Source organism: Photobacterium sp., assembly GCF_033720175.1.
Classification (GTDB): Bacteria; Pseudomonadota; Gammaproteobacteria; order Enterobacterales; family Vibrionaceae; genus Photobacterium.
Window position 1 is genome coordinate 74,863 of the sequence record NZ_JAWWDA010000003.1, and the last position, 17,138, is coordinate 92,000.

The following is a 17,138-nucleotide window of genomic DNA, read 5'->3' on the forward strand; positions in this document are numbered from 1 at the left end:
CTACTATTTTATACGATGTATTGAATATGATTGGGGATACAATGGAATCATCCTATATTTCAGATCTAAATATTGATCAGGTCTACCCGGATAGCATTGATACACCTCTTCGCGTATTCAAGGAATTCGCCAGAGAGAGTGTAGTATATTGTCATTGGGAAAGTAATGCAGAGCTACGAGAAGGACTTCTTGGTTACAAAGATCTTGATGTTCTTGTCGAGAAAGGAGGTAACCGTAGTCTGAACAATGCGTTAATAGAGGCGGGGTTTAAACGGTTTCAAGCCGTATCGACCAATGGCTTTCCTGCGGTTGAAGATTATCTTGGGCTTGATGTTAAAACCGGGATGTTATGCCATTTACATTTGCACCACCAGATAGTAATGGGTGAAAAGCATCTAAAAAGTTACCATCTCCCCTGGGAGCAGAAAGTGCTTGCCTCGCGAGTGTTTGATCATAAGGAAAAGGTTTACATTACTGATCCCAACATGGAAATGTTGTTGCTATTGGTAAGTGAAGCCTTAAAGCTCAGAATAAGAGATCGCATTTTCTACTTTTTCAAAAATAATTATTTCAGCAAAGCAGAGTTAAGCGAGTTTCACTGGCTGCAAGAGCGAATGGATCTTGAAAAAGTGCTCGAAAATGCAGAGATGCTGCTGCCAAAAAAATCAATTAAACCGTTGCGAGAAATTGTCACGACGCCTCAGCCCACCCTTCACCAGATTATTCAATTTCGCAAGAATACCAAATCAGAAATGCAGCTATATCGAACCTATACCGCATTCGGTGCCGGGTGGCGTCAATACTTAAGGGAGTTGATTTGGATTAGTCGTTATATCAATAAGAAATATCTCCATATGGCAGTGCCACTCAAACGGGTAAATGTTAAAGGGGGGCTTCTTATTGCAGTATTAGGGTGTGATGGCGCAGGTAAGTCTACCCAGATAAACGAAATTCAGAAGTGGCTCTCCTGGAAGATTGACGTGCTACCTGTTTATTTCGGCAGCGGGGATGGGTCTAGTTCCTTATTACGCTGGCCGATGAAATGGGCCGCAAAATACTTACGAAACCGGACAGGATCAAGATCGGAAAAATACCAGAATGCCGACAACCATAATGAACATGGTGCGCGCGATCGTACTTCAGGTTCCCGGTTAGGATTAATTGCTAAAGTTCTTTGGGCTTCGGCCCTTGCGTTAGAAAAACGTCGTAAATTACGCAAGGCAAATATGGCTCGAAACCGCGGTATGGTGGTGATCTGTGATCGGTATCCGCAAAATCAAATTATGGGATTTAACGACGGACCGCTGTTATCCGGTTTGCTTGGCCACCAGTCAAGCATATTGCGCGCCATCGCAAGGTGGGAAGGTCGTCCATATTCTCTGGCTGAAGACTATTCACCGGATATTGTCATTAAATTGACCATCACCCCGGATCTTGCAGTAGAACGCAAAAAAGATATGTGTATTGAGGAAAGCTGGCGGCGTGTTGAAGCCATCAATAATTTGCAATATGGTTCTGAGACTAAAGTAAAAGTGATTGATGCAAGTAAACCATTGGATGAGGTATTGCTGGAAATGAAGCGTTGTATATGGAATGAATTTTAGCCATTAATGAAAAGCAGGGAGCTCATCTGTTTTTTAGTGATAAATCGTCAATAGTTAACTGATAATACCCTGAGTTTGAGGTGATTTGGGTGCAGGCCAATTGGTTAGCTATCATTGATTTTGGCGCTGAACTTCCGCGAATAAGAACCAAGGCTTAAGGTCGCCATCGCGGACTTTTTTTGTGTCGGAGTAAATCTGAATATTGAGAAAAGCATAATGAACTTTGAGAAAATGGTAATGAATATTAAGAATGGCGTTATGAAGATCTCGGCTCAGCTTTAGATGTTGCGTACTTGTACTATATTATTTAAAACAATCGTTTTTTCGACAGTTTATCCTGCTACAGGGGATAGGCAATGTGGTACATGAAGAAAAACAGGTAATAATATGTATAAAGTAAGCCCATCAAAAAGAACGACTATATTTTCGTTTTTATTCTCGCGGCTAGGAAGAGTCCTTTTCCTTATTTTTGTCACTCCTGTCATTTTATCCCTACTGTCTATCAAGGTGTCTGCGGAGCCCACTATCTTGGAGGTGCGCATCGCGGCGAGTACCGATGATGCGGAAGAAAGATCCTTAGGCCGGATGAAACTGACCAGCAGCGATTTAGAGTTAGTTTATGATTCCAGCGATCAAACTGTCGGCTTGCGTTTCAATACGGTGACTGTTCCGAAGGGGGCGAGTATTGAGGATGCGTATATTCAATTTCAGGCAGATGAGATCAATTCTGAACCCACGTCGCTTATGATAGAAGGTGCGGCGATAGACAATGCGTCAACGTTTACCGATGTTAATGGCGATGTATCGTCAAGGAGTAGGACAGCAAGTTCCGTTCAGTGGAGTCCGGAGCCATGGACAATACGGAGTGAGGCGGGTCCTGCTCAGCGTACACCCTCAATCGCCTCGATCATTCAAGAGGTTGTGGATCGGCCCGGATGGTCGAGTGGCAACTCTGTGGTGATTATTGTTACCGGAACCGGGGAGCGCGTAGCAGAGGCATTCGATGGGGTCCCCAGTGCCGCTCCTTTACTTCATATTGAGTTTTCGGTAGGGGACGGCAATACCATCCCGACGGTGAGCATAATGGAACCGGTCGATAACTCGAACTTTGCTGTCGGAGATACGGTTATCTTTACCACCACGGCTGATGACGCCGAGGATGGCGACCTGAGTGAAAATGTGGTGTGGACTTCGGATCTGGATGGGGCGATAGGTGCTGGGGCTTTGTTATCGATTAGCAACCTGTCGAGGGGCGCCCACGCGATAACGGCGTCAGTAACGGATAGCGGAGCCATAACGGTAACCGATCAGATAACGGTGACGATAGGGGAAGAGGTCGCCACGCTGGATGTGCGAGTGGCCGCGAGTACCGATGATGCGGAAGAATTAACGTCAGGCAGAATACGGTTGACGAGCGGCGACCTGGATCTTGTTTATGATGGCAGTGATCAGACAATCGGCCTGCGTTTTAGCGCCGTGACCATCCCGCAGGGGGCCAGTATCGAGCGTGCCTATGTTCAGTTGCAGACCGATGAGACCAGTTCGGATACAACTTTGCTTACGATTGAGGCTGAAAACACCGATGATGCCGCTACGTTTACGTTATCCAACGGTAATGTCTCAACGCGACAGAGGACGACCAACACCTTATCGTGGTTTCCGCCCGCATGGACGACAGTTGGAGAAGTCGGTCCCGACCAGCAGACTCCAGATATCGCCCCGATCATTCAAGAGATTGTAGATCGGCCCGGATGGTCAAGTGGCAACGCCTTGGCGATTATTATTTCAGGAACAGGATACCGCGTCGCGGAGGCGTTTGATGGAGAACCAGATGCTGCACCTTTACTCCATGTCGAATACTCCGGCGGGGAAGATAAGCCTGCGGGATCACCGGTAATCACATCTTTTATGCCAGCTAGCGCTCAGACCGCGATGGTGGTGGAAATTACAGGAAATAATTTTAGCGGCGCTAAAAACGTGTCCTTCAACGGGATCTCGTCCCAGTTCAGGATTGCATCAGGTGACACAATTTACGCCACCGTTCCCCCCGGTGAAACCTCTGGGCCAATTACGGTTAGCGATCTGACCGGTAGCGCGATAAGCGTTACCGAGTTTAGCTTAGTGCCAAGCCCAAACGTGTTGGTCGGTGCGGGTGATATAGGCGAATGTGATGGTATTGATAATGAAGCAACAGCGCGCTTGCTAGACGTCACGGCAGGTACGGTTTTTACCGCTGGCGATAATGTGCACGGAGACGGAACACTACAAGAGTTTGCTGATTGTTATGATTCGTCATGGGGACGTCATAAGCCCCGTACACGGCCCACATCGGGTAATCATGAATATCAAACAGTCGGTGCTGCCGACTATTTCAGCTACTTTGGTCCGGCAGCGGGTGAACCGGGAAAGGGGTATTACAGCTACGATATTGGTGAATGGCACATCATCGTCCTCAATTCTGAATGTCATAAAATCGGTGGTTGCGATAATGATTCAGCTCAGGGCCAATGGCTGCAGGCCGACTTGTTGCAACATACAAATACCTGCACACTCGCTTACTGGCACCAACCTCGGTTTAGCTCCGGCCGTATTGGAAATAATCCAGAACTAAGTGATTTCTGGCAAATTCTCTTCGATGCCGGAGCAGAGGTTGTTATTAGTGGCCATAGCCATGGCTATGAGCGTTTTGCGCCACAAGATGCGGATGGTGCCATAGATACTTTGCAAGGTATTCGGCAATTTGTCGTGGGCACGGGGGGAGTGAATGTTGTGACGATCCCCGAATCCGAGATTGCTCCTAACAGTGAGGTTCATGAAGGCGATACACATGGTGTTATAAAATTCACGCTGAATCCCGGGAGCTACGAATGGGAGTTTATTCCGGTCGAGGGCAAAGTGTTTAGTGATTCAGGCAGTGCGTCCTGTCATTAGGCTGTTCAAAAGCAAAAGGGAGAGATGGGGGAGATCCGTTCTGTTATTGGCCTGCTAATTGTCAGAGCAAGATAATGTCGGATTCTCACTCATGCGACTTGTTTGCTTTTTGATCAAGACTATTCTTTGTCCAAGATAAAATTCCCGTGTTGTGCATTTCAACTGCTCAATGACGAGAGTACCAGCAACGATTTTCTATCATGTTACTGCAGGAAATAAGATCATGAGCAGACAACGGAGTATTTTTGTAAGCTGCTGCTTTATAGTAGTTTTTATCGCCAGTATTTCATCTGCCTGGGCCGCAACTTACTATGTTGCGACCGATGGTAACAACGACAATGTTGGCTCCATGGATAAACCCTTTGCCAGCGTTAACTACGCTATCCAAAAGTTGAAGCCCGGAGATATTTTATACTTACGAGACGGAACCTATTATGAAATAGTGGAAGCTGCGGTCAGCGGCACCAAAGATGCGCCTATTGTAATTACCTCCGCGCCAGGTGAGAGTGCCGAAATTGATTCTGGTTTTCCGGAATTTCGAGTACCAGGCAATAGCGACTGGGAATTAGTGAATGCTCAACTTGGTGAATACCGTTCCAAGATTGATTGTGACGACAATGAAGCTTACGGATATGTGCTGGGTATTCCTGGTTATGAAAACGAGCGGGTACAATTAGTTCCATATCTGGACGTTGATCATTTTCGAGCGACAACCGATAAATATGAGGGCAGCAGCAGTAAATTTTATGTAGGTCCCGGCACCATTGAAATTGATGGAAGATGCCATATTCGTCTGTCTAAGACGACAGCGTTGAGAAACGCGGAGGCGCGCTACGGAGAAGTGTTTGCAACTGAAAATGCCGATCCGAGGAACTATTCGATAGTGTTGTCTCAGGAAACTAATACGCTAATAGTCACGGGCTCTTATCTTACATTTAAAAACCTTACCGTTAATCAGGCACAAGATAGTATTGAGCTTAAGTCAGATGCCCATCACGTGGTGTTTGAGGGGATTACAGCCTGGATGGGCGATACTGCCATTACAACGTCCTCCTCTGATGTACATGACATTACTATCACTCAATCTCGGATCCTCGGCGATGCACCTTACTGGATTTACTGGAGTGATATGAAGGACGACCCCACGCCAGCTAATCGTGCCCGTGGTACTTCAATTAACTTAGAAGGCGGAACGGAAGATTGGGTTATATCCTGGAATTTGATTCGTGGTTCAGGGCAGGATCTGATAGGCACCAACAACGGTGAAGATCGAATCTTTATTCATCATAACCGTCTTGAGAACTGCGGTGATGATGCGTTTGAGATTGAAGGCGCAGCTAAAAATGGTGGCACCGCCAATATCGGCCAGATTGTGATTGATCACAACTATATCAGGAATTGCCTAACGGTAGTGGCAGTAGGCCAGGATACGGTAGAAATGACCGGTCCCTTATTATTTTTCCGCAATGTGGTGACCCTGCTTCGTGATCACCCTGTTAATCGTAAAAGCGGTATAAACAGCTGGAATGGTGGTGGGGAATTTGGTTATGGAAAAATGTTCAAGCAGGATGGCAGCGATTATGCGACACGTAATGTTCATTATTATCAGAACACGTTAGTCATGCTTAATTCATATAAAGGTATTGTTCCGACGCCAGCCAAACCGGATGGCAGCACGTTTGCCAATAATATCGTGGTGATGGTTAATGGTGAAATCAATAAATCCTACAATCTAGGCGTAAACCAATTGATTGACGGCAATGTCTATTGGAAGGTTAATACTCAGGATAATGAACCTTTAGTGGATGATGAAGATACGGTGGGAGATCTTAGAGGCATTGAACAAAATAGTTTAGGTGATATTCCAAAGCGCGGTACTAATCCGAAATTTACTAATTTTAAATTAGATGTGGTTGATTCATCCAAAGACTATTGGGCATTGAATACCGCTTCTGAGATTTTTAAAATGGAGGATTTTATTCTGGCAGATAATAGTCCGGCGAAAGCTAAGGCAGTTCCGGTTACTTGCCGAAATATCAATGCTATAAGTGAGTCTGGAAACAGTATGTGTTCGAATGGAATACTTATAGGCTCTATTCTATCAGGAGCAACAGGGGCGATAGGGGCCATTCCTACAACAGCAAAACCTAGCGATTATCAGATGTTTCCGTTTGATGCCACTTTACCGCCAACGGATAAACCAGATGTGCCAGATATCGAGGAGCCTGACATTGATTTGCCAATCGTGGGCGAGCAGGTGGTGAGCAAACGTATCGAAGCCTCTTCAGATGATGCGGAAGAGAAAAGCTTTGGAAGAGTGGACATCAACAGTAGTGATTTAGAACTCGTCTATGACAAGAGGGAGCAGATCGTCGGTATGCGCTTCAATGCTATGACTATTCCAGCACAGGCAACAATTACCAATGCCTATATTCAGTTTCAGACAGATGAGACTGAATCTGGTGCGGCAGCGTTAATTTTTGCGGCAGAAGCAACAGACAATGCTGCAACTTTCCGGGAAGAAGACGAAAACATCTCGTCAAGGAAACGTACGTCGGCTTCAGTAACCTGGGAACCTGCACCATGGTCATCCAGAGGTGAGGCTGGCTTGAACCAGAGAACCCCAAACATTAAATCACTGGTTCAGGAAGTCGTCGACCGTGAAGGATGGGCAAGTGGTAACTCGATCGTAATAATTGTCAGCGGATCCGGGGAACGGGTTGCGGAATCATACGACGGAGATCGTAACGGAGCACCGCAGCTTTACGTGGAATATAAAACGAGTGAATAATCGGCGTTGCCGGAATTCTGCTACTGCAATGGAGATAATGGGTATAGTAAAGTCTAATAATGGTTTTTTATATACCCAAATAACCTGATTTAAATATACACGTTTCCATTAATAAGCCCGGTTTAATCACCGGGCTTAGGGGGAACATCTTTCCCATGTAAATGTAGAATCTAGTTATTTAAAATGCTTAATATTTTATCCTTTAACTGCACACGTTCCATTTTAAGCTGAACGTAATGGTGATCTTCGGTAGGAACATTATTGCCTTCTAACCCTCGTATAGCATGATCGAGTTTATGGTATCGCTCTGACATTGATCTGAAATTTTCGTCTGTCATTTTAAGCTGGTGGATCTTGTTTTTCATTTCAGGGAACTCAATGAAGAGTGCATGATTTTCACCTAACATCCTAATACTCCATACGTTCTTGACTATCGTTGCCCTGCTTATATATTATTTTTATTTAGGGAGGGTTAATGAAATTGTATCAACTCAAGCGCACACCCTGTTGTAAATTCTCAAGCTTATACGGGTAACCAGAACAGCTGTTTTGATGATTCAGCCGTTTCATGACTATGAATCGGCCGGATCACGCTGTAATTTTTCTGACTACATATAAAGGATAGAACGAAATCAGATAACGCGTTAGCTGAGAGTCATCAGTATCTTGTTAGTGATGGAGAAATAGAGAATAGGATGCTTGAAAGGTCGAGAGTGACAACGTCACTCTCGATGGTATTGATCAGATTATTGAATAAAGCTGAGGTAGCCTTGAAGAACGATCAGGTTGGTAATATCAATAAAGAACGCACCAACAATAGGGACCACCATAAAGGCTTGTGGTGAAGGTCCGTTGCGCGAAACCAAAGAGCCCATATTCATAACTGCTGTCGGTGTTGCCCCCATTCCGAAGCCACAATGACCTCCAGCGATGATTGCAGCATCATATGTGCGGCCCATAACCCGAAATGTCACGAAGTAGGCAAATAAAGCGAGTGTCAGAGTCTGGAATGTAAGAATAACCAACATTGGCAGTGCAAGTTCAAGTAAGTCCCAGAGTTGCAGGCTCATCAATGCCATAGCAAGGAACAGTGAAAGCGATATTGTACCGAGAGCATCGACGGTCTCTTTGTTGATTTTGTATAACTTAGACGTTTCACAAAGGTTGGTAATGAAAACGCCAACAAAGAGGGAATAGACAAAATCAGGAATACGTAACCATGAGATGCCAAAGCTATCTACAAACGTTTTAATATGTACTGCGCCCGCTACACAGACAAGCAAAATGAAGAGAACCTCGATACTGTTCTTTGACGTAATTCTGTCTTCCTCATGATCGCTGTAGGTAACAAGGTCCGGATGTTTAATATGGTGATTTTCACTGTTACCGAAGGAGGACTTCAGCTGATACTTCTTGATCAGGCGCTGAGCAACAGGACCGCCAATGATTCCCCCTACCATTAGGCCAAAGGTCGCAGAAGCCATTGAGAGCTCGAGGGTGTGCAAGCCAAAGTCTGATGCAAATGTTTGTGACCACGCTGCTCCCGTACCGTGACCGCCTGATAACGTGATTGATCCGACGATCAGACCAAGCAAAGGATCTAGGCCAAGCATGGTGCTGAGTCCGACTCCGACAGCGTTCTGGATAATAATGTATACAGTGGCTAATCCGAGAAATAGAAAAACACGAGAGCCCCCTTGAGCAAGCAGTTTATAACTTGCCGCTAAACCGACGGTAGCAAAAAACATCTGCATCAATGTGTTTTTAATACTCAGCTTAAAGGTGATATCAACGCCTTGTTGGTGAATAATTGCGATGATCACAGCAACAACAAGACCGCCTACAATAGGCTCAGGAATATTATATCTTCTCAGTACCTTAACTTTACTATTAATAAAGTAGCCAAGAAAAAGCACGATAATCGCAATGAGCAAGGATTCGAGCTCGTTAATTTGAATATTTGAGTTCATTATTCTGTCTTTTCATACTTTTCTTAATGGCTAATTTTAACGGCTAAAATGCCTTGTGCCTATATTGCTTTTTCTGGGTAAATAGTGTAGCTGTACGCGATTAGTGGTATTTTTAATGTATATCAACTGGTTTTATTGTTAATTCTGGTTGCTGATTTTGTGTGTCGCATGAGTATTGATTGTTTTTGTTTTGATGTAATGGTGGGAGGGGAGAAGAGTTGACTAATTATGTGAATAAAGTCATATATTAAGGGCGAAAAACAGTCGTTTGAGTATGGGGCTTTAGATATTTCAATGCATTATCGTTAGACTCCTTTTCATTTAATATTCATGAAATAGAAATACTCTTCAAATAGTTTTGTAATGTAATTGTTAAGCTGTGTTTTTTGTAGACAGTTATGTTTATGAAAATGAAGTATGCCCAAGATGCATATTAAGTAACCATTATATTTTTATATTCATAAAATATTTTTTATGAGAAAAATTTAAAAGTTATCGCTCCAGTATGAAATAGTTCAATAATCATACAGTTTCGATAGGGTTCCGTGATAAATAAAAAGGCAATATACGGGTTAATAAAGCGAGCCATGTACTCGACGGAAAGAAAATAGGTATTATTGCATCATATGCGCAAGAATACGTAGGATAGTTAGATTGTGTCTATAAGATCAAGCTAGTTTAATAACCAGCTTGATCCTCGGCTAGTCAGAATGTTTTCTGAGCTTTAAGTCTTTTCTTAATTGCTGGATATAATCCAGTCTTGATTGACTGACAGGTGTCGGCTGTACTTGTTTTAATTCGAGATTATAGGCTTCTTGTTCAGTGACACAGCGACCATGTATACGGACATGAGGCTTTTTGGTTTCAATCGTTGCTCGTGTCGAAGCATCATCTTGTGCTTTTGCTATGGCTTCACGCGCCTTACTCTGACCTGTCGCGTCATGTATCGCAGGCTGGCGGCGATAAGACTGCCGATTTGGAGACTGAGGTTGCTGATCACGTTGCTTAATGAAATTATCTAAATGGTCACTAAAGCTCATAGGTTGCTGCCTTATTAATGTTACCTGAATATATTAAGTCAGCTTGACGACTATTAGAAGCGCAATAATAGCTTTAGGGGGAAATATTATTGCAAACAGTAGACTCTTTGCCTTCAACTTCCTAATTTAGCATGATATTGGCTTGGCAGGGTACGTGGCTATGATTTTTGCTTGAGTACTGACATCATTCAAATGTTTCGGGGGGCGGAGCAGAACAACGAAGCCAATAGCGGTGAACTACTGGCTTTACGTTATTGCGTTGAATGGAATGAGGGTGTTACGAATAAGGGCTGGGACTAATGCGCGTTTTCAAACGCGAGGGCTTTTTTCTCGACCTTACGAAATACCAGAGTCAGAACGCCGTTAACCGTAAGGTAGAAAGCCCCCGCAACACTAAAGACAACTAATGTGTCATAGGTTTGCGCATTGATACGCTGTGCATAGCCCATAATATCCATAATCGTAATTGTGCTCGCCAACGACGTTCCTTTAAACAGCAGAATGACTTCGTTTGAATAAGCCGGAACAGCGCGGCGAACGGCAAAAGGAAGTAAGACTCTTAATGATGCCACCTTGTCCATCCCCAGAGCACGGCAAGCCTGCCATTGACCGGATGGAATCGCATCAAAGGCCCCCTTGAACAGTTGTGTACTGTACGCCGCGGTATTCAAGGCCAGAGCGAACATGGCACAGAACCAAGGCTGACTCAGCCAGTTCCATAGTATGCTTTCACGTACCGCTTCAAATTGTCCAGGTCCGTAATACACCAAAAATATTTGCACGAGTAATGGTGTGCCAGTAAATAAAGTAATGACGGCACGGCTTAGCCAGTGGATACCGGTTGTTCGCATGATTAGCGTCAGAGTCATCAAGATTGCGATAATACAACCTACAAACAGTGAAACGACGGTCAATTCAATACTGGTGAGCAGGCCTTCAAGCATTTTCCAGACATGTTGCTCATTCATGCGGTCGCTCCTTGTGATACGTGTAGGCCCTGAACGGTGAATTTCTTATCAATGACTTTTACTGCGCGTTGGGTTATTAACGTGATCACTAAATAAATGGCTGCGGCACTCGCATACCAGATAAAGCTTTCGTGCGTAGCCGCGGACGTTAACTGTGCTTGCTTGAGCAGATCGGTGACGCCGATCAGTGACACTAATGCGGTATCTTTTAGCAGCACTAACCACTGGTTGGTTAATCCGGGTAGGGCATGCCTAATCGCCTGTGGTAAAACAATCCGTGTAAAACCATGAAAGCGACTGATCCCTAATGCACGCGCGGCTTCCCGCTGCCCATTTGAAACTGCTTTTAATGCGCCCCGCAACGTTTGCGCAGCATACGAGGCAAAAATTAATGACAGCGCGATGACACCCGATAAAAATGGGCTGATTTCGACATAGTCACCGGTGATCATAAAGAATATCTGACCCGAGCCGAAAAAGATAAACAGCACCACTAATAGCTCAGGCAAACCACGAAGAACGGTTACAAATGCCGTTGTCGGCCAAGAAATAGCGCGGTGGCGCGACATCTCACCACCGGCAAACAAAACCGCTAGCACTAAGCCAGCTAATAAGCTGGTAAATGCAAGCTGAATGGTCATCCAGCTTGCTTCTACGAGCGACAAAGAGTAACCCGAAAACGCCATATTACTTACCGAAATACTTATCAAAAATAATCTGGTACTGGCCGTTAGCTTTTACTGTTTTAAGTGCAGTATTCAGCTTATCAACTAATTCCTGATCGTCCTTGTTTACCGCGATACCAAAGCCGTTACCAAAATAGGTTGTGTTGGTGACTGGCTTACCGACGTAGCTGAGCTTATCGTTGGTGTCAAACCATTCCGCGACAACAGCAGTATCACCAAACACAGAGTCGATACGGCCATTTTGCATATCAATGAAGGCATCCTGATAGCTTGCATATGGCACTGCAGTTACGTTTGTCATTTGTTCAAGCAGGAAGCTTTGGTGTGTTGAACCATTTTGTACCCCAACACGCTTGCCTTTAAGGTCGGCTTGATCGGCAATGTTGTTACCGAGGGTTACAAATGCCGCGGCATTATCGTAGTAAGCATCGGTGAAGCTAACTTGTTTGCTACGGGCTTCAGTGATGTCCATTGCAGAAATAGCTGCGTTATAACGACGGAATTTTAGTGCAGGAATTAGGCTGTCAAATGCTTGGTTATGGAAAGAGCATTTAGCCTTGATCTCATCACATAACGCGTTCGCTAAATCAACATCAAAACCTTGGATTTGATTGTTTTCATCAACGAATTCAAATGGCGCATAAGTCGCTTCCATCGCGAACTTTATCTCTTCCTGCGCAACTGCATTGGCTGAAGCCAGGCCAATTAACGTTGCTAATAAAATCTTTTTCATCGCGATACTCCGTGCGTTGTTATTTTCATCAACCATAAATTAATCAATGAAAAATCAGCTTTCAGCATGCTTTTTAAAGCGAGACTTGACGTTGTTATGTCTGCTGAAATATCTGGGCTAATAGAAATAATGAAGGTATATCAATTTATAGAACTCTCTGAATCGCCAGAGACTATGCAAATTATCTATTCATCAGTGAGTCAGGTATTCCGCAAATTCAGAGGTTGCTGGTGTATGGAACGCCTCTTTCGTGCCGTGTTCGATGATGTGTCCCTTCTCAAGGTAAAGAACATGACTTGCAATTTTTTTTGCGAATTCAACCTCATGAGTCACTACAATCTGGGTGATGCCGGTTTTACTTAGCTTGTTAATGATCTGGACGATTTGGTTGGTGATTTCCGGATCCAGCGCAGCTGTCGGCTCGTCAAAAAGCAGTACATCAGGTTTCATCATCAAAGCACGGGCAATCGCTACACGTTGCTGTTGGCCGCCAGAAAGTTGCATCGGCCAGGCATCTGCTTTATCTGCCAGTTGCAAGGTTGAAAGAATGCTCATTGCTTCTTTATGTGCGTCATCTTTATTCATTCCAGCGACTTTCACTGGGGCTTCTACTAAGTTTTCCAGTACGGTCATGTGAGGCCACAAGTTATATTGCTGAAACACCATGCCAACCTTACGGCGCAGCTTTAAACCCTCTTTTTCTTGCACCTCAGCGGCAAAGTCAAATGTTTCGTCAGCAATAGTCAGTTCACCGCTATTCGCTGTTTCCAGCAAGTTCAGTACTCGCAGTAGTGAGCTTTTGCCTGCACCACTTGGGCCTAACAGCACGAGGGTGTTTCCTGTGTGACAGGTGAAATTAACATCGTGAAGAACCTGCGTGTTGCCGTAGAATTTGTTGATACCGCGAACTTGAATACTCATGCCGTTATGCTGCATTAATTGTCACCGGATGTTTATACTACCCATGATGGGTTATTATTCAAGAAAAATGTATAAAAAATCGTTTTTGTTGCTTTTTTGTATATTAATTGTTCATTTTTCAGTGTTAATGACTGGTTTAGCCACTTTGTGTTTTTGGTATTAAATAAGCCAACACTGATACATTTATGATGAATCGTTTCGAACAATCATGGCGATAACCGCATCTCACCGGAAAAGAAAAGTACGAAAAAGATCATTTCTAATATCGGGTGATTTTCTATTATTATGATTTATATGTAATTAATCGTTTTCAGTTTAGCTGGGCTCGGGTTGTTTATCGATCTGAAACCCTGAACTATGAAAGATCTTCGTTGGCATAAATATTGACGGAGTTACTTAACGAAAACTAGTAATAAGCTGCTGTATGTTTGCTGATTACTGCTTGATCGTATGAATTGATGATGGGGCGGGAAAAGCGATTACGAGAATTTAGTCATTTCAATCGATTAAAAAAGTAAGGATTTGAGACAATAAAAAAGGCCGCCGGAAGGCAGCCTCAACTTATTATGCAAATTTTACTGTTCAGAAATGCAATTATGCAGTTTGTACCTGTTGTACTGCCTGCCGACGAGCCTGCACAACAAGTGCAAAACCAATTATTGCGACAAAACCGGCAGCGAGCATTGCAGTCGTTACCGTAATCAATCCTTTTGCCGTAAAGGCCGAAACAATGCCACTTGCAGCGAAGCAGATAATGGTCTGCAGGAAATTCAGCAAGCCAGCTGCAGTCGCGCTGCAGTTTTTGAAATCTTCCAGAGCCTGACTAACAACAATAGGGTAAATCGCCCCATTGGCAGCAGCAAGGAAGCAAAATGGGATAAGGATCGGCCAGATGGTTGTTGGCTCAGTATTGGTTGAAATAAGGAACATTACCACCACACTTGCGAAAAATAGCTTTAATAACCAAGGTAAGATCTGTTTCCCTTCGAAGTGGTTCAGCAGAGTCCGACAGCCGTAGCCACCGATAATGAAGCCAATAGTTTGTGGCGCATAACTCAAACCGATATCGGCACCTGAATAACCCATAGCTCCCATGACAAAAGGCGATCCCGTCAGGTATGCAAAGAATGCGGCAGAACAAGCCGCAAAAATAACCATATTTCCGACGAATTTTTTTGAACGTATAATTTGCTGATAATCACGGCGCAACTTAATACTTGTCTTTTCATGTGTTTTGTTTATAGGAGCACTTTCAGTCTCCTTTATTGTCATAACTGCTATAACTGCACCAAAACCTACCAGTGAAATAAAGATGCTGCGCCAGCCGAAATGACCTTCAAGTAGTGCGCCAGCCAGTGGGGCAAGCGCCGGAGATAAGGCGACAAGCGGCATGATGGTCGCAAAAATACGCTCTGATACTTTACCTTCATAGCGGTCAACAACAACAGCCTGCCAGATAACTGTGGCACTACAGGCGCCCAAGGCTTGAGTAAAACGTGCTGCCAGGAACAGTTCGACAGTCGGAGCAAAAGCACACAGTACGGATGCGATGCTAAATAGGGTCATCCCTCCCAGAAGGACTTTGATACGGCCAATTCGATCCGATAACGGGCCATAGACCAGTTGACCAAGCGCCATTCCTAACAGGAATATACTTAGGGATAAGCCAATAAGCGGCTGTGTGGTGTTGAAGTCTTCTTGAATAGTCGCAAATGCCGGTAAATACATGTCTGTCGCCAGAAAACCTAACATACTTAGGCAGGCAAACCAGCTCAGGGTGACTTTAGATGGTTGGTTTTTCATTATGGTTGAACTTTATTGAAATAACATTGCGTGCAAGTGTAGTTGTGGCTTTCCTCACTGTGAAACGGTAATATTTCAACATTGCTTTCAAAAAAATTGATTTGATATGTTTTCGTACAATGATCTGCAAGTTATTGATGTTGTTGCCAGGCGCGGCAGCTTTTCTGCTGCCGCAGAAGAATTACACAAAGTGCCAAGTGCAATCAGCTATACCGTTCGGTTAATAGAAGAGCGATTAGCGGTCGATTTATTTGTTCGCATGCACCGGCAGGTGAAATTAACGCCTGCCGGCGAGTATTTTGTCGAAGAAGCACGCAATCTTATCAAACAGATGGAACAGATGCGTTTACAGACCCAGCGGGTAGCCAACGGCTGGTCACAAAGTGTTTCGGTTGCGCTAGATACCGTTGTACGTGAAAGTCGGGTTAATACCTTGGTGCGTGACTTTTATCAGGCTTTTCCCGATGTTGAGCTGCATTTGACCATGGAGGTGTTCAATGGTGTCTGGGATGCGCTGGCGGATGGTCGTGCAGATATTGCGATTGGTGCAACAGCCGCAGTTCCTGTTGGTGGATATTTCGCTTACCGCGATATGGGGACACTATTCTGGAAATTTGTGGTCTCCAAAGATCATCCGTTAGCAAAGACTGAGCATCAACTTGGCTCTGATGAGCTTGCGCAGTATCCTGCCATCTGTATTGAAGATACATCCAGAACCTTGCCCAAACGCGTCACTTGGCTGATGGATAACCAGCGCCGTATTATGGTGCCAAACTGGCACAGTGCCATGCAATGTTTAAAGGCAGGATTAGGCGTTTGTGTGATGCCTGCGCACATGGCGATACCGCATATTGAGACCGGTGCGCTGGTAGAAAAACAGTTAATAAATAAACCGGCGGTCAGCCCGTGTTGCCTGGCCTGGAAAACCGAAAGTACGAATCCGGCACTTGAGTGGTTGCTTGATTATTTGGGTGACAGCGACCAGTTACACCGTGAATGGATGCGTTAGTCATGATGTCGAATATAGTTTCTGAACAGTTAATGGTGCAGGGGATCAGGCTCACCGTGACTTCGGGTAAAGACACCCGCTATTATAACGATAACGGGTGCTTCAGTTTACTCTTTATCTCCTAGTGGCACCATGAGGTGTCTATAGGGGGTATCTTTCCACATTACGTATGGCCCGCCCGAATTGGGATCATCGGTTATTCCCTCAAGTAACTCCTTGGGAAGAATAATCATCAAATGCGGACCTGATTCGGTATAATCCGCAGCTTTTTTAGGCTCTGGGTGATAAGGGTCTGAATTGCTGACACCAGCCCCCAGATCTCCTTGAAGCATGTAGGAAACCCCAATGCCGGTTGCTTCAAAAGGGGCTTTATTACCCACCGCGTTTAACATTGTCATCCATAATGCATCGTTACACATAGGGGCGCCGTCATTCGGCATTGTGTCTGGCATGCATGTCCAGCCATTACTGCCCTCGGCAATGACCTTACCGTTAGCCATTACAGTCGCATTTTCGCTAATGGAAGCTGGCGCGGCTGATCTTGCTTTAGCAATGATACTTGCAACGTCATCTTCAGCGAAACTGACCCCAATACCTGATGTGCATAGAATAAGCGGCAAGATAAACTTTTGTGTGAGATTGTTGACCATACTGATTCTTCCTCTTCGGTGACTTTCTCTGG

13 protein-coding genes are annotated in these 17,138 nt (G+C 44.5%); 4 read left to right on the forward strand and 9 right to left on the reverse strand.

Translation table 11 applies throughout. The features are described 5' to 3' along the window. The first annotated feature begins 41 nt into the window (after nucleotides 1-41). From R3289_RS04785 to R3289_RS04795, 3 genes are all read left to right on the forward strand, one after another. Nucleotides 42-1,604 carry a hypothetical protein gene (locus R3289_RS04785; protein WP_318924350.1) on the forward strand — a complete coding sequence of 521 codons (1,563 nt, stop codon included), beginning with the start codon at nucleotides 42-44 and terminating at the stop codon, nucleotides 1,602-1,604. A 921-nt stretch (nucleotides 1,605-2,525) separates the two neighbouring features. Beyond that, nucleotides 2,526-4,535, forward strand: a complete 2,010-nt coding sequence (locus R3289_RS04790; RefSeq protein WP_318924351.1) for a metallophosphoesterase family protein — start codon at nucleotides 2,526-2,528, stop codon at nucleotides 4,533-4,535. A gap of 223 nt (nucleotides 4,536-4,758) precedes the next feature. Then, on the forward strand, nucleotides 4,759-7,326 hold the full coding sequence (locus R3289_RS04795; RefSeq protein WP_318924352.1) for a hypothetical protein: 2,568 nt from the start codon (nucleotides 4,759-4,761) through the stop codon (nucleotides 7,324-7,326). A 170-nt stretch (nucleotides 7,327-7,496) separates the two neighbouring features. On the opposite strand, the gene R3289_RS04800 is transcribed toward R3289_RS04795, so the two are convergent. From R3289_RS04800 to punC, 8 genes are all read right to left on the reverse strand, one after another. Further along, nucleotides 7,497-7,733, reverse strand: a complete 237-nt coding sequence (locus R3289_RS04800) for a YdcH family protein (protein WP_318924353.1) — start codon at nucleotides 7,731-7,733, stop codon at nucleotides 7,497-7,499. A gap of 339 nt (nucleotides 7,734-8,072) precedes the next feature. Next, nucleotides 8,073-9,296, reverse strand: a complete 1,224-nt coding sequence (gltS, locus tag R3289_RS04805) for a sodium/glutamate symporter (protein ID WP_318924354.1) — start codon at nucleotides 9,294-9,296, stop codon at nucleotides 8,073-8,075. A gap of 701 nt (nucleotides 9,297-9,997) precedes the next feature. Next, nucleotides 9,998-10,336, reverse strand: coding sequence for a hypothetical protein (locus R3289_RS04810; RefSeq protein ID WP_318924355.1), 339 nt, complete (start codon nucleotides 10,334-10,336; stop codon nucleotides 9,998-10,000). Nucleotides 10,337-10,632: 296 nt separating this feature from the next. Beyond that, a complete protein-coding gene (gene artM / locus R3289_RS04815) occupies nucleotides 10,633-11,304 on the reverse strand; it encodes an arginine ABC transporter permease ArtM (RefSeq protein WP_318924356.1) in 672 nt (223 codons plus the stop codon). Further along, on the reverse strand, nucleotides 11,301-11,990 hold the full coding sequence (artQ, locus tag R3289_RS04820; protein WP_318924357.1) for an arginine ABC transporter permease ArtQ: 690 nt from the start codon (nucleotides 11,988-11,990) through the stop codon (nucleotides 11,301-11,303). The genes artM and artQ overlap by 4 nt, the downstream gene beginning before the upstream one ends. Before the next feature lies 1 nt (nucleotide 11,991). Continuing rightward, complete coding sequence (locus R3289_RS04825; protein WP_318924358.1) at nucleotides 11,992-12,723, reverse strand: arginine ABC transporter substrate-binding protein; 732 nt, start codon at nucleotides 12,721-12,723, stop codon at nucleotides 11,992-11,994. A gap of 192 nt (nucleotides 12,724-12,915) precedes the next feature. Continuing rightward, on the reverse strand, nucleotides 12,916-13,644 hold the full coding sequence (artP, locus tag R3289_RS04830; protein ID WP_318924359.1) for an arginine ABC transporter ATP-binding protein ArtP: 729 nt from the start codon (nucleotides 13,642-13,644) through the stop codon (nucleotides 12,916-12,918). Nucleotides 13,645-14,238: 594 nt separating this feature from the next. Then, nucleotides 14,239-15,447 carry a purine nucleoside transporter PunC gene (punC, locus tag R3289_RS04835; protein WP_318924360.1) on the reverse strand — a complete coding sequence of 403 codons (1,209 nt, stop codon included), beginning with the start codon at nucleotides 15,445-15,447 and terminating at the stop codon, nucleotides 14,239-14,241. 106 nt (nucleotides 15,448-15,553) lie between these two features. On the opposite strand from punC, the gene punR reads away from it, so the two are divergent. After that, a complete protein-coding gene (punR, locus tag R3289_RS04840; RefSeq protein WP_318924361.1) occupies nucleotides 15,554-16,456 on the forward strand; it encodes a DNA-binding transcriptional activator PunR in 903 nt (300 codons plus the stop codon). A 107-nt stretch (nucleotides 16,457-16,563) separates the two neighbouring features. On the opposite strand, the gene R3289_RS04845 is transcribed toward punR, so the two are convergent. Then, a complete protein-coding gene (locus R3289_RS04845) occupies nucleotides 16,564-17,106 on the reverse strand; it encodes a hypothetical protein (protein ID WP_318924362.1) in 543 nt (180 codons plus the stop codon). Nucleotides 17,107-17,138 lie beyond the last annotated feature (32 nt).

What these genes read in the sequence shown, in the direction of transcription:
- R3289_RS04785 (WP_318924350.1), top strand. Translation starts at nt 42, where the DNA reads ATGGAATCATCCTATATTTCAGATCTAAATATTGATCAGGTCTACCCG.
- R3289_RS04795 (WP_318924352.1), top strand. Translation starts at nt 4,759, where the DNA reads ATGAGCAGACAACGGAGTATTTTTGTAAGCTGCTGCTTTATAGTAGTT.
- R3289_RS04800 (WP_318924353.1), bottom strand. Translation starts at nt 7,733, where the DNA reads ATGTTAGGTGAAAATCATGCACTCTTCATTGAGTTCCCTGAAATGAAA.
- gltS (WP_318924354.1), bottom strand. Translation starts at nt 9,296, where the DNA reads ATGAACTCAAATATTCAAATTAACGAGCTCGAATCCTTGCTCATTGCG.
- R3289_RS04810 (WP_318924355.1), bottom strand. Translation starts at nt 10,336, where the DNA reads ATGAGCTTTAGTGACCATTTAGATAATTTCATTAAGCAACGTGATCAG.
- artM (WP_318924356.1), bottom strand. Translation starts at nt 11,304, where the DNA reads ATGAATGAGCAACATGTCTGGAAAATGCTTGAAGGCCTGCTCACCAGT.
- artQ (WP_318924357.1), bottom strand. Translation starts at nt 11,990, where the DNA reads ATGGCGTTTTCGGGTTACTCTTTGTCGCTCGTAGAAGCAAGCTGGATG.
- R3289_RS04825 (WP_318924358.1), bottom strand. Translation starts at nt 12,723, where the DNA reads ATGAAAAAGATTTTATTAGCAACGTTAATTGGCCTGGCTTCAGCCAAT.
- artP (WP_318924359.1), bottom strand. Translation starts at nt 13,644, where the DNA reads ATGAGTATTCAAGTTCGCGGTATCAACAAATTCTACGGCAACACGCAG.
- punC (WP_318924360.1), bottom strand. Translation starts at nt 15,447, where the DNA reads ATGAAAAACCAACCATCTAAAGTCACCCTGAGCTGGTTTGCCTGCCTA.
- punR (WP_318924361.1), top strand. Translation starts at nt 15,554, where the DNA reads ATGTTTTCGTACAATGATCTGCAAGTTATTGATGTTGTTGCCAGGCGC.
- R3289_RS04845 (WP_318924362.1), bottom strand. Translation starts at nt 17,106, where the DNA reads ATGGTCAACAATCTCACACAAAAGTTTATCTTGCCGCTTATTCTATGC.